The following is a 13,083-nucleotide window of genomic DNA, read 5'->3' as shown; positions in this document are numbered from 1 at the left end:
ATGGATATGTGGGGGGACGGCCTGGAGGCTCCAAAGCTTCATAGCGGGGACCGTGTGGCGGTCCTGTCCCCATCCTTTGCGGCCCCCGGTTTCGCTCCCGCCGTTCATGAGCAGGCAATGCGACGACTGACAGAGGCGACCGGTCTCATTCCGGTCGAGTACCCGACAACCCGCCAGCTTGGAGCCACGCCAGAAGCGCGAGCCGCAGACCTTAACGCGGCGTTCGCCGATCCGGCGATCCGTGCCATCCTTTCGACGATCGGGGGCGATGACCAGATCACCGTGATTCCCCACCTTCGAGCCGACTTGGCGCGGGCCGATCCGAAAATTTTCCTCGGATACAGCGACAACACCAACCTGCTCAATTGGTTGTGGGCACAAAGGATCGGTGGGTTCTACGGAGGTTCCACGCAGGTGCATCTTGGTTCCGGACCTGGTATCGATGACATTCATCTGGCCTCCCTCCGTGCTGCCTTGATGATCGGCGGTGAATTGACCATTGGTAACCCGGGAGAATCTGAGGATTTCGGACGCGACTGGCGTGATCCCAGTGCCCTCCTCCGCTATGGTGATCGCGAGCCAACCGAACCCTGGACCTGGGCTGGCCCGGCCCGGCAGGTGACGGGAAGGACTTGGGGTGGTTGCCTGGAAGTCATCGATCAGCTCGCGCTGGCCGGCCGGATACCGCGGCTGGAGCACCTGGCAGGTTCGATCCTGCTCCTGGAGACGAGCGAGCTGATTCCACCCACTGATTGGGTCAAACGGTGGGTTCGGGGGCTGGGGGAGAGGGGAATCCTTAGTGCGGTCCAGGGAGTACTCGTGGCCCGCCCCCCGACCAGCGACTTCGATAGCAGGCCCGACTCTGAACAACGTTCCCGTCTGCGAGCCGACCAGCGGGACACTGTCATCGGCGAGGTAAGCCAGTACAACCCGGAGGCGGTGATCTGCGTCGGGGTGCCCTTCGGCCATACCCGTCCTCAATGGATTCTGCCCTTCGGCGGAATGATCACTCTGGACGGATCACATCACACCATCACGGCGCACTATGGGTGACCGGCGAAAAGGCTCGGACCTAAAGACCGAGGCATCCGCTGGTGCAATGGTTACCGAAATCGGCCGGAGCGGTCATACTCGGCGAATGGTCCGAACCGTTGCAGTCCTGCACGATATCCACGGTGTGCTGCCGGTGACCGTCAATGTATTCCCTGAGCAAGTCCGTGTGACCGCAGTGCCTCGCGTACTCCATAATTCGGTGGATCACCGAGCGCAAACCAGTTGCACCAGTCGCTTGATCTGTTTGTCCACGCTGGTCATCCTTACCGACTCATCATCCGTGCGCCCAAAATATTCGGCGATCCACCCGGGGCCTAGGATTCGACGTCGGCCGCGTCGATTGCCTTGTCCGTGAGGATTGGCATCAGCCCGAGGAGCGCAACGGTTAATAGCCCCATGATGCCGAACATGACCTGCAGCCCCAACCAGTGGGCCAGCAACCCGCCGGTTGCCGCACCCAGGGGCATCGTGCCCCAGGCCAGCAGACGGTAGGCACTGTTAACCCTCCCCAGCAGGCGGTTGGGGGCGATGCGCTGGCGCAGTGACACGGTGATCACGTTCCAGAGCATGAGGAGCATTCCGCCCACAAAGAAGATGCCGCCGAGGACATAGGGGTTATCGGTGATGGCCGGCGCGCCAACGAACAGCGCGCCGCCAGCAATTGTGAGCGCCAATGACCTGGATCGACCCAGCGTGGACTCGGCCCACTCAGAGAGGAATGAGCCTGCGAACGCACCGAGAGCAGACGATGTCAGGAGCACGCCGAAGCCCACCTCGGACAGTCCCATCACCGAAGCTGGGCCCACGGCGAATAGGACAAAGACGGCGAAAGCAGCGCTGGAGGCAAAGTTGAATACCCCTGTCATCACTGCCAGGGTCCGCAGGATCTTTTGGTTCCAAAGGAAACGCAGGCCCTCCGCGATATCGAATCGGAGAGTCGTCTTTTGCTCGCGTTCAATGTGGAAACTGCCGGGCACCAGGAAAAGTGCCCCTACGGCGAGCAGCCACAGGGCTGCGGGCACCCCGAAACCCAGGGCGACGCCGGCTGCCACCAACAATCCCCCGAGCGGAGGCCCGACAAATTGATTTGCGGTGAGTTCGACGGCGTACAGCCGGCCATTCGCGCGGGAGAGCTGATCCCGCCGCACAATCTGCGGCATGAACGATTGGGCCGAGGTGTCGTAAAGAGTTTCGGTGACCCCGACCAGGAGGGCGATCACGTACAGCGCCCACAGGGTTCCGAGATCCAGCAGGATGATCGCTGTCAGTCCGGCGAGCAGTGCCGAGCGGGTGAGGTTCGCTGCCAGCATGAGTGTGCGGCGGTTGAACCGGTCAGCCAACGCACCTGCCGTCAGCGCAAAAAGTAGCCAGGGGAGTGAGGCGGCGACGGCGAGCCCGGCGATCAGCGTGGGGGATTGGGTGAACTGGATCGCGAGCAGAGGCAGGGCGATCTTGAAGACGCCGTCGGCCAGGTTGGACAGCCCTGTCGAGGTCCATAGCTTCCAATATGACGCACCCAGGGGAGCGCTATTTCGCTCCCGCACCCGTTCCATGTTTCTGGTCATATGTGAACAATCTCACGGCGATGTAGAAACTTCAAGGTGATTACAATTACGTACATCAGCCGGTATGCTGGACGCATGACTGATGGCACCCCGACGGGCGAGGGCGCGCTGAATCCCGCGGCGAGCGCGCGCGAAATCAAAGCGCTGGCTCATCCCCTCCGGCTGAGAATTCTGCGTCTATGCGGCCTTCATGAACTGACCAACAAACAGCTCGCTGACCGGTTGGGCCAGGACCCGGGCACCATGCTCTATCACGTTCGGCAGTTGCTCGCGACGGAATTCCTGGAGCCGGGTGAAGTCCGCACCGGGGAGAGCGGTGCGCTGGAAAAACCGTATCGATCGACCGGGCGATCCTGGCGCCTGGATACGGCATTGGACGACGCCGGCTCTAACGGTCCGCTGGCGCCAATCGACGCTCTACGTGAGGAACTGGCTGAATCCGGGCCGCATGCGCTGGCAAGCCTCTCCCGCTTTGTGCTGCATCTTTCGAAAGCCGATGCCGATGACCTCATTTCCCGGATTTACGATGTTCTGAGGGAATACACCGATACCGAGGCTTCGCGGACGGGTGAGCCCGCCTATGGCGGAATGTTTGTGCTTCACCGTTCACCGGACTGAACACCGCTCACCGGACTAGACACCGTTCAGCGGGCCGGGCGTTCAACCGATGTGGACTGCGGAGGTCACCGATGATGAGCGTGGTGCAGCGCCCACCCGTCTTCGGTCTCGTGAAGGAACAGGCCCGCTGACCGAAATTCGCGGACGGTCTGGGCGACAGCGATCAGGCCAACAAGAAGAACGCACGCAACGAACCACCACAGCCAACCAGAGGTGTGAAAAAGGTTCGACGAAACGCTGAACAGCACGACTGGCGCGATCAGCAGCGAGGTTGCTGCGGTCTTCCGAAGTTGTACAGCGGCCGCCCGGCTGACATCCAGATGGGCCTGCTCGGTTGGGATCTTGCGCAGTAGTTGCCGCCGCACCCACTTCTGCTCGTCGCTTTCAAGCGACATCAAGACATTTAGCCTTCCTACCTCGACCGCGGGACGGATGCGCTTTACGTGGTAAATCCAGCCGACCGCCCCTGCAAACGTGAGAAGGATAAGGCTACCCTCCCGTCCTCAGGACCTTTCCGGTACCGAGCTGATCACCAAACTGCCGAGGAGGCTTCCCGTCGAAATCGGTCCGCTGACGACGCCGAGGCGTGATTGGTGGGAGCGGAAGTTTGGCAGGAAACGCTGAACGGGAAGCCCGCGTGAATTAGCCCCTCTTCTGCGCCAGTCTGGCGAGGAGATCCTCCTCAGCGTCCGCTCCGGGCTTGACACCGGTCGGGATTCTGAACAGGAAGAACATTCCAAGTACCCACCACAGCCCAAACAGAATCCACGGCGGCGGCGTAAGCGACGCGGGCATCCCCGGCAGGTACAGGCTGAGCAGTCCGACACAGAGGATGACTGCCGCGAAACCGATAATCACGCCACCGTTGCCTGCGCCACCAATGCGCAGGGGCCGGTCCATTGCCGGTTCCTTGCGGCGCAGGATGATGAACACGATTGCCACCAGTAGGTACGCGATCACAATGCTTGGAGCGCCCGAGTCCACCAGCCACACCAGCATTGCCTCACCGAAGAAGGGAGCGAGGAAGGACAGCCCGCCAATGAACAGCAGGGCGTTCGACGGGGTGCGGTATTTTGGGTGCAATTTGCCGAACCAGCGGGGAAGCATGCCGGAGCGGGCCATCGAGTACATCAGGCGGGAAGCCCCGAGCAGCAGCGAGTTCCAGGACGTGAGAATGCCCGCGATGCCGCCAGCAATCAGGATCTTGGCCATGACATCGGTGCCAAACAGTGCGCCCATCGCATCTGCCGTTGCGATGTCGGCTTGGGCGATCTCGTTCGCGGGCATGGCCGACGAGGTGGTCAGCACGGTCATGACATACCAGATGGTTGCGAGAATCACGGCGATGACCACAAGGCGGCCAATCTGCCTTGCCGGGATATTCACTTCTTCGGCTGACTGCGGGATAACGTCAAATCCGACGAAGAGGAACGGCACCACCACCAGGACGGCGAAGTACCCACCCATGCCACCGGTGAAGAAGGGTTCCATGTTCTCGGTGGAACCACCCGTGAACGAACCGAAGATCAGCATCAGGCCGATGACCATAAGTAGTACCACCACGAAGGTCTGTGCCACGCCGGCAAGTTTCACGCCCCGGATATTAACGGCGGTAATGACGACGGCGGCCACGGCGCCGACCAGAGCCCAGGTCAGGTGGACCTGGCTCCCCGCGATCTCCCAGAGCGGCACCTGATTCAGGTTGGGAAAGAGATACAGCGCGGTGCGGGGGAGAGCGACCGCTTCAAACGCGACAATCGTGACATAGCCGCCAGTGATTGCCCACGATCCGATGAAGGACCAACGCGGTCCCATTCCCCGGAGCAGAAAATTGTGTTCGCCACCCGCCTTCGGCATCGCCGCCGTGAGCTCCGCATAGGTCAGGCCGACCACACCCATGATGACGCCGCCGGTGATCATGGCCAGGGTGGCCCCCATGGTGCCCGCCTCAGCAATCCAGCCGCCGGTCAGGACGACCCAGCCGAACCCGATCATGGCACCGAAGCCCAGTGCAAGGGCGTCCCAGTTACCCAGAACCTTCAGGAGGGAGGTATCCGTCGGTGTTGATGATTCAGTACCCATGGGAGCCTCTTCTTGGTGCTTGATGGATGGCGATTACGATCAGAGTAGTACCGGACGGCGCTTCCAGCGCCAACGAAGCCTCACATTTCTTGGCATCAGCTGGTGAGTTGCAGGATGAGGCCTTCCTCGCTATATTCCTTGGTGCCCTCGCTGGTCTCACTCCGGGGTGGGAGACTGTTCGCATGAGCCTTGGCCTAGCCCCTGAGCATGGCCCTCGCCCTGGCCTGGCTGATCGCCATGACTAGTGGTGACGAAACCCGGGTCCTATCCCGCACAACGTGCGCGATTGTTGGCGGCGGACCAGCCGGGCTGGTGCTGGGTCTGCTCCTTGCCCGCGCGGGCATCCAGGTGACAGTCCTCGAAAAACACGCGGACTTCCTCCGTGACTTCCGCGGGGACACAGTCCATCCGAGTACCCTCGGCCTCCTCGACGAACTCGGCTTGTTCGAGCGGTTTGCTACGCTGCAGCAGTCCCACCTGACTCGGGTGTCAGTGCCGGGTGCCGATGGTGGGCAGGTAGTGCTCGCCGACTTCAGCCGCCTTCCCCTCCGGCATCCCTATATCGCCATGGTCCCGCAATGGGACCTGCTCAACCTCCTTGCTGACGCAGCGGCTAGTGAGCCGAGCTTTACCCTGCTCATGGAACACCCGGTGACGGGAGTGATTCGCGACGGCGACCGGGTGGTTGGCGTGGATTATGACTCCACGGTCGGCCCGGGACGGCTGTCCGCAGATCTGACGATCGCGTGTGACGGACGCTGGTCAGTGGTGCGTCAAAGTGCTGACCTCCCTGCGCGGGAATTCCCCGTCGGCTTCGACGTCTGGTGGTATCGCGTCCCCAGCGACAGCAAGGGAGATGACGCCCTCCTGCCCCGGATCGGAGTGCGCCGCGCCGCGGTCGTGATACCCAGGGAGGGGTACCGACAAGTCGCTGAGCTACGTCTCAAGGGCGCTGACCCGGGAATCCGGGACCGGGGAATCGATGTGTTCCGCAAAGAGTCAGCCGAACTTCTTCCGGATCTGGCAGTTGGCCTCGCCGGTCTGTCCTCGATGGACGACGTGAAACACCTGGACGTGCGCGTCGATCGGCTACAGCGCTGGTATGCCCCGGGCGTGCTCTGTATCGGAGACGCCGCGCACGCCATGTCCCCGGTGGGTGGCGTCGGCATCAACCTCGCCGTTCAGGATGCGGTGGCTGCAGCGCGACTGCTGGCCCGGCCGCTCCGGGAAGGCAGGCTCGCCCATGCGAACAGCACCCGGTACCTCGCCCGTGTCCAGCGCCGACGGATGATTCCCACCGCGTTGTTACAGCGCCTACAGCGGGTGATTCACGCGGCGGTCATCATGCGCGTCCTTCATGGAAAAGTCACCACGCCGCCGCCACTGCTCGGCTGGGTGCTGGAGCGCGTCCCAGCCCTTACCGCGATTCCCGCCTTCCTGATCGGAGTCGGGCCCTGCCCCGAGAGGGCTCCGGGTTGGGCGCGGCGGTCGTCCTAGCCGGATCCAGGCGACCATCAGCCCCACCAATTCGGTCTTCCGGGTCCTCTTCGCGGCCTTGCCCAGCGGATTGTCTTCCGGTCCGCACCATCCGGTCGAAGGTTCCCGACGACGTCCGGACGGTCGATGGGCGAATAGCCCCAGTGGGCCGGGGTGGCTTCACCCGGGCCGAAAATTTCGTCTCTGCACTGGGCACTTGGCACTCGGCCCCGACCGATAGGAATCAGTTACCCGCGACACTTCGTTGTCGGTGAGTAAACTTTCATGCCACAGGACGTACCTCCTTCGCCGAAATGTCGGAAGGTGGTGGCATACTTCCGGTAGTGCGGCGGTACCCTCCGCCACCGTTCACCATGGGGGAAACATGGATCACAGTCTGACTTCCGCTACGCCTGGCCACACTGAACAGCCCGGCGGCGATGACGACAGACCGCCGCAAGACCAGGACGGGCAGATTGTCAGGGTCCCGGACGTTCCTCCCTATGCGCCAGAGTTTCAGCGACACTACTGGCCCTGAACCGGCGCCGTACCCGGACCGCCTACGTCGGGCGCCCCTTTGACCGACGGTGGACTGCGATCGATCCGATGACAATGAGCGCGTTTGCCGCGACGAAGACCCACCCTCGACTCCAGTTCTGCTGCACCAGAATCCAGTAGAGCGTGAGAAAGAGGAGAGTGATTCCAGCTGCCAGGAAGCCCCAGCCAATCAGGGCAACCCACCCCGGCGCGGGCTCCCTTAGGTCTCCCATCTGCGTGCTCCTGGTCGCGATGCGTGAGCCATGCGACCAGAGTAGCCACGCTCAACCTACTCGGCAAACAGTCCAGAACCGGGTCGCTTTTCCTGTGCCGGGTCTTTTTGCCAGTGCCAGTGCTAGTGCCAGTTCCAGTGCCGGTGCCAGTGCCAGTGCCAGTTCCAGTGCTGAAGTCTGCAGCCAGGAGAGGCTTTTGGTAGCTTCCTCCCTCGGGTGCTCAGGGGTGACTGGAAGTCCCGCAGAATGCAGGCTGAGTAGCCGCTACCTGGTCTGGAGGGAGTGAATGAATTCGTCCGCCTGGCGGAGATTCCGGGCGAGCTTCTCCCTTTTGGCCTCCGCTTCGCTGATGTAACGGACGAGGAGGTCCTGATCGTCCGGGTGGGCGTCGGCGCCGTCGAGGCGGCCGATGGCATCGAGTAGCTCGGCCATTTGCTCGAGGGTGAACCCGAGGGGCTTCATCGACCGGATGACCAGGAGCCGCGCGAGGTCAGCCTCCGTGTAGACGCGGAAACCGCCGTCGGTCCGGGTGGTTGCGGGAAGCAGGCCGACGTCGTCGTAATGGCGAATGGTCCGCAGCGAGAGGCCGGTCTCTTCGGCCAGTTCCCCGATATGCATGGTCCGGGCGGCTGTTGCCCCCGGGCGATTGGGCGTTGTCAAAGCCATTCGTTCCTGTCCCGATTGAAACCCTACCCTCACGTTAGGGTAGGGTTTCGATTGTACCGGGTGTTGCAGCTGGCTTGTTGTCCGCCACCCCCGGGTTCCCTTGCAGCTACGCTATCCGCGCAGTGCTGCGCCCCCGATTTTCGACTCCAGGCCCAGCGCGGGCCCTGACCCAGTGAACGGAGCCAGTATGGCTATGAAGACGGCCCCGGCTGAACCGGTCCTGACGCCGGAGCAGCGTCAATCAGTTCGTGCGACCTTGCGATCCCCCCGGCGCCTGAAAACTGAGGTGCTGGCGGGACTGGTTGTAGCGCTGGCCCTGATCCCCGAAGCGATCGCTTTCTCAATCATCGCCGGAGTTGATCCCCGGCTGGGGCTTTTCGCTTCCTTCACCATGGCCGTGTCGATTGCGTTCCTCGGCGGCCGGCCAGCAATGATCAGTGCGGCGACCGGAGCCATCGCCCTGGTGATCGCACCCCTGGTGGCTAGCCACGGCGTGGACTACTTCATAGCGGCGGTGATACTTGCCGGCATCTTCCAGATTGTGCTTGGCCTGTCGGGGGTGGCGAAGCTGATGCGCTTCATTCCCCGCTCGGTAATGGTCGGGTTCGTCAACGCCCTCGCGATCCTTATCTTCATGTCTCAGGTCCCGGAGCTCATCGGTGTCCCGTGGCTCGTGTACCCGCTGGTGATTCTGGGCCTCGTCATTGTCTTCGGACTGCCCAGGCTGACCAGGGCCGTGCCGGCACCGCTGGTAGCGATCGTCGCGTTGACCCTCATCACCGTTTTCGCCGCCGTCGCGGTACCTACCGTCGGCGACAAGGGCGAGCTGCCCGACAGTTTCCCATCCCTGTTCGTGCCCAACGTTCCGCTGACAGTTGAGACCCTGCAGATCATCGCCCCTTTCGCGCTGGCGATGGCGTTCGTCGGTCTGCTGGAGTCGCTGATGACAGCCAAGCTGGTGGATGACGTGACCGACACCCGGTCGAATAAGTCCCGTGAGTCATGGGGGCAGGGAGCCGCCAACATCATCACCGGGTTCTTCGGGGGGATGGGCGGGTGCGCGATGATCGGGCAGACCATGATCAACGTCAAAGCGTCCGGTGCCCGGACCCGGATCTCCACCTTCCTGGCCGGAGTCTTCCTGTTGATCCTCGTGGTGGTGCTGGGTGACATTGTCGCCCTGATCCCCATGGCGGCGCTGGTAGCGGTGATGATTTTCGTGTCAGTGGCCACGTTCGACTGGCACAGTATCCGACCCTCCACCCTGCAGATCATGCCCAAGAGCGAAACCATCGTCATGGTTTCCACCGTGGTGGTGGTCGTTGCCACCCACAACCTGGCCATCGGCGTCGGGGTGGGCGTGCTGGTCGCAATGGTGCTGTTCGCCCGCCGGGTGGCGCACTTCGTCACCGTCGAACGTCAGGTGACCGGGCCCGACGGCGACCAGGTCGCCACCTACCGGGTCACCGGCGAGCTGTTCTTCGCCTCCTCCAATGACCTCTACACCCAGTTCGACTACGCCTTGGACCCGGCCAAGGTGATCATCGACATGAGCGGCTCCCACCTGTGGGATGCGTCGACGATTGCGTCGCTGGATGCGATCACCGAGAAATACCACCGGCACGGGACCCAGGTTGAGGTGACCGGTCTCAACGATGCGAGCGTCCTCATGAGGGACCGCCTCGGTGGCAAGCTGGGGGCGGGTCACTGACCCGACGGTCACTATTGCGGGTTACTGGCCCGACGGTCAGGTAGGCCGATGGTCAACGAGAAAGAGCCAGCCCTCAGCGCGGTAACGCGCGGGGGGCTGGCTCTTTCTCGTTCTTTCAGTTCTGCTGGTGTCAGCGTGGTCCCTGGGCGTCGGCTCCCGGCACGGCGTCATCGGGGTCCGGCGCGGTGATTGTTTCGTCCGCGGGGTTTCCCGGTTCCTGGTAGACATCGGGGATCCCGTCGCCGTCGTCGTCGACGCTCTCCTCAGCTTCGATCGTGCGGTAGTGCTTGTTGCGGGCCTTGAGGATCACTGAGGCAATGAGCGCGGCCAGGATGGACGCCATCAGGATTCCCACCTTGGCGTGATCATTGGTGGTGCCATCGGGCGTGAAACTGAGGTCGGCAATCAGGAGGGAGACGGTGAAACCAATGCCGGCCAGCAGCGCCACCCCAACCAGGTCCACCCAGCGCAGCGCGGGGTCCAGGTTCACCTTGGTGAGCTTCGTGAGGAGCCAGGTGGTGCCCACAATGCCGATCGGCTTGCCCAGCACCAGGCCGAGGATGATGCCCAGTGCAACGGGGTCGGTGACCGCCGAAACGAAGCCGCTCCAGCCGCCGACGGTCACGCCGGCTGAGAAGAAGGCGAAAACCGGGACAGCGAACCCAGCCGACAGCGGGCGGATGCGGTGTTCGAAGAGCTCAGCGAGTCCCGGCCCGGCATCCGGTCCGGCGACGGCCTTGCGGTGCAGAACGGGAACAGCGAATCCGAGGAGGACGCCCGCCACGGTCGCGTGGATCCCACCAGCGTGGACCAGCGCCCACACCACAAACCCGATTGGCAGCAGGATGAACCAGGCGGCAGCAGGTTTCAGATGGAAGAACTGGCGGTATTTCTGCGCCAGGATCGTGTACAGGGCCAGCGGGATCAGGGCCAGGAGCAGGGGAGTGACCTGGATGTCGTCGGAGTAGAAGATCGCAATGATGGAGATGGCAATCAGGTCGTCGACCACTGCGAGCGTGAGGAGGAAGATCCGCAGCGCGCTCGGCAAATGTGAACCGACGATGGCGAGGACCGCGACGGCGAAAGCGATGTCGGTCGCCGTGGGAATGGCCCAGCCACGCAAAGTATCGGGGCTGAAGATGTTGATGCCCACGTACACCAGGGCGGGGACTACGACGCCGCCTATCGCAGCCGCGACAGGGACGATCGCTTTGGCGGGATTGCGCAGGTCGCCCGCAACGAACTCGCGTTTGAGTTCGAGGCCCACCAGGAAGAAGAAGATCGCGAGTAGGCCGTCAGCGGCCCACGCGCCCAGGCTCAGTTCCAGGTGCCACGGCTCGTACCCGAAGGTGAAGTCCCGCAAGGCGAAGTAGCTGTCGGACGCGGGGGAGTTGGCCCAGATGATTGCGGCAGCCGCGGTGATCACCAGCAGGATGCCGCCAACGGTCTCCTTGCGGAGAATCTCACCGACTCGCAGCGATTCGGAATAGGTACCGCGGCCGAGTACGCCTGATTTCGGCTTGGGCTCGGTTGATCGTTCTGCCATGAAGAAGTCTCCTGGATTGGGGTCGCCAAATTTACTGCCGACCAGTCTTCCCGGCTCACCTTTTTTCCAGTCTACCGGCCCGACGAGGGTTCGGGTTCAGCCGGACTGCCCGGCGGCGCGGCCCCGTGGCTCAGGAAATCGTCGGTGTCCTGATCCAGCCGGAACGGCGGGTACTCGTCGCGCATCAGTGCCCCGTACACCAACACCCTGGTGGTCCACCGGTTCAGCCCCAGGATGAAGGCGAAGAGAGGGCGCGGGTAGCTTCCCGTGAACAGCAGCGTCACGACCGCGATCAGTACCAGCAGCCCCAGCAGCGACAGCCCACCGGTGCCGTCATACTCGCCCCGCTGCACCTGCCATCCCCAGGTGGCGGACCCGGTGATTGCCGCCACGAAGAGCAGATGGGGGATGAGGAGGAGCCAGGACTTGATCAGCACGAGGCCGCGGGAGAGCCGTTCCGGGTACTCGACGACGACGTCGGCAGGGTAGTCGGCGCGCGCCAGGGTAAAGGGCGGATACCGGTCAGTGCCGGCGGCGGCGTAGGCATAGAAGGCCACCCGCCAATTCCAGCGGATGACGCCCACATTGAAGTTGAAGAGTGAGCGCGGGTAGCGGCCGGTGAAGAGGATGGCGAACCAGGCGACGATGGTGGTCACCGCGAAGGCGAACCACAAAAAGAACAGAACAAAATAGTGGGGTATCGCCAGGAACCATTTCACCAGCCACAGCCATCGGGAGAGCCCCGGGTCCAGGCGGCCGATGAGTTGGGCGGGGTAGGGCGGCGGCGTCAGGGCGGAAGTTGCCAACCCGGTGGCCGCCGGGGCGGGAATCGATTCACTGCCCTGATCGGAGGACGCCGGGGCAGGCGGAACGGGTGCCGTCGACGTGGGCTGGCCTGGTTCGTGGGCGGCACGCCCCAAACCGACGGCGCCGAGAACCACGAGCGGGACACCGATCGCGAGTGTCACGAGCCCGATGAGGAGGATGGCGGTGCCAGCCGGTTGGATCAGCTCGGAGCGGAAGCCTGCCTGCAGGTCGGCGGAGATTCCGGGGGAGGCATCGGCGTTCATCACCACCACTGTCCAGTCACCCGCGGCGATGTTCCAGGTGATTTCCTGCTCGCCGGGTCCCGAGGCTGCGGCAGCCCAGAACTCCTGGGAATCCGGTGTGCCGGGAGTGGATGACCCCGAAATGTTGCGGTACACGGGTCGGAATGGGTTGAAATCCACGTCGCGCAATACGGTCCGGTCCACCCCCTCCAGGTAGTCGTCCACTGCGTCCTGCGGGGCCAGGCCGATGAAGATCTCGTCCGATGGATCCGATGCGGTGACGCGGATCCTGAGGGTGCCGACGTCAAACGGTAGCCGCTCTGCGGTTCCCTCACCGAAGGCTTCCAGGCGCGGCGACACGAGGGCATGGGAGGCGACGGCGTAACGCTCCGTGGGGGAGGTGAAGTAGCCGTCATCGCGCTGATCGGACGCCAGGACTGCCACGGCCAGGCCGCCCGCGGCCAGTGATACGCCAATGAGCGACAGGACGATCCCGATGATGAGCATTGCAATGGAGCCGGCCCTGTTCATGGAAACGTCCCTCCTG

General features: G+C 63.3%; 12 protein-coding genes. 4 read left to right on the top strand and 8 right to left on the bottom strand.

Annotated elements, in window-relative coordinates; translation table 11 throughout:
- The first annotated feature begins 6 nt into the window (after window positions 1-6).
- A complete protein-coding gene (locus H4V95_RS09875) occupies window positions 7-1,053 on the top strand; it encodes a S66 peptidase family protein (protein ID WP_196866913.1) in 1,047 nt (348 codons plus the stop codon).
- 19 nt (window positions 1,054-1,072) lie between these two features.
- On the opposite strand, the gene H4V95_RS09870 is transcribed toward H4V95_RS09875, so the two are convergent.
- Complete coding sequence (locus H4V95_RS09870) at window positions 1,073-1,270, bottom strand: DUF664 domain-containing protein (protein WP_196866826.1); 198 nt, start codon at window positions 1,268-1,270, stop codon at window positions 1,073-1,075.
- Between the two features lie 97 nt (window positions 1,271-1,367).
- Window positions 1,368-2,618, bottom strand: a complete 1,251-nt coding sequence (locus tag H4V95_RS09865) for an MFS transporter (RefSeq protein ID WP_245345644.1) — start codon at window positions 2,616-2,618, stop codon at window positions 1,368-1,370.
- Between the two features lie 75 nt (window positions 2,619-2,693).
- Between H4V95_RS09865 and H4V95_RS09860 the strand changes: the two genes are divergently transcribed.
- Window positions 2,694-3,236 (top strand): transcriptional regulator, encoded by a 543-nt coding sequence (locus H4V95_RS09860; RefSeq protein ID WP_209730155.1) that lies wholly within the window; start codon window positions 2,694-2,696, stop codon window positions 3,234-3,236.
- Window positions 3,237-3,301: 65 nt separating this feature from the next.
- Here H4V95_RS09860 and H4V95_RS09855 read toward each other — a convergent pair whose 3' ends face one another.
- Both H4V95_RS09855 and H4V95_RS09850 read right to left on the bottom strand, forming a co-directional pair.
- Complete coding sequence (locus H4V95_RS09855) at window positions 3,302-3,631, bottom strand: hypothetical protein (protein ID WP_209730154.1); 330 nt, start codon at window positions 3,629-3,631, stop codon at window positions 3,302-3,304.
- A gap of 247 nt (window positions 3,632-3,878) precedes the next feature.
- Complete coding sequence (locus tag H4V95_RS09850) at window positions 3,879-5,318, bottom strand: APC family permease (RefSeq protein WP_209730151.1); 1,440 nt, start codon at window positions 5,316-5,318, stop codon at window positions 3,879-3,881.
- A 207-nt stretch (window positions 5,319-5,525) separates the two neighbouring features.
- Here H4V95_RS09850 and H4V95_RS09845 point away from each other — a divergent pair, with 207 nt between their 5' ends.
- Window positions 5,526-6,815, top strand: a complete 1,290-nt coding sequence (locus tag H4V95_RS09845) for an FAD-dependent oxidoreductase (protein ID WP_245345643.1) — start codon at window positions 5,526-5,528, stop codon at window positions 6,813-6,815.
- Between the two features lie 539 nt (window positions 6,816-7,354).
- Here H4V95_RS09845 and H4V95_RS09840 read toward each other — a convergent pair.
- Together H4V95_RS09840 and H4V95_RS09835 are read right to left on the bottom strand one after the other, a co-directional pair.
- On the bottom strand, window positions 7,355-7,564 hold the full coding sequence (locus H4V95_RS09840) for a hypothetical protein (RefSeq protein ID WP_209730149.1): 210 nt from the start codon (window positions 7,562-7,564) through the stop codon (window positions 7,355-7,357).
- A gap of 264 nt (window positions 7,565-7,828) precedes the next feature.
- Window positions 7,829-8,182 (bottom strand): MerR family transcriptional regulator, encoded by a 354-nt coding sequence (locus H4V95_RS09835; RefSeq protein ID WP_209731331.1) that lies wholly within the window; start codon window positions 8,180-8,182, stop codon window positions 7,829-7,831.
- Window positions 8,183-8,417: 235 nt separating this feature from the next.
- Between H4V95_RS09835 and H4V95_RS09830 the strand changes: the two genes are divergently transcribed.
- A complete protein-coding gene (locus H4V95_RS09830; protein WP_209730147.1) occupies window positions 8,418-9,941 on the top strand; it encodes a SulP family inorganic anion transporter in 1,524 nt (507 codons plus the stop codon).
- A gap of 130 nt (window positions 9,942-10,071) precedes the next feature.
- Here the strand turns inward: H4V95_RS09830 and nhaA are convergent, their stop codons facing one another.
- Window positions 10,072-11,487, bottom strand: a complete 1,416-nt coding sequence (nhaA, locus tag H4V95_RS09825; protein ID WP_196866832.1) for a Na+/H+ antiporter NhaA — start codon at window positions 11,485-11,487, stop codon at window positions 10,072-10,074.
- Window positions 11,488-11,558: 71 nt separating this feature from the next.
- Entirely contained in the window at window positions 11,559-13,067 is a 1,509-nt protein-coding gene (locus H4V95_RS09820) for a DUF4389 domain-containing protein (protein ID WP_209730145.1), read from the bottom strand.
- Between the last annotated feature and the right edge of the window lie 16 nt (window positions 13,068-13,083).

Origin of the sequence: Arthrobacter sp. CAN_C5 (assembly GCF_017875735.1) — a bacterium.
GTDB lineage: Bacteria > Actinomycetota > Actinomycetes > Actinomycetales > Micrococcaceae > Arthrobacter_D.
This window is presented reverse-complemented; position numbering and strand designations above follow the sequence as displayed.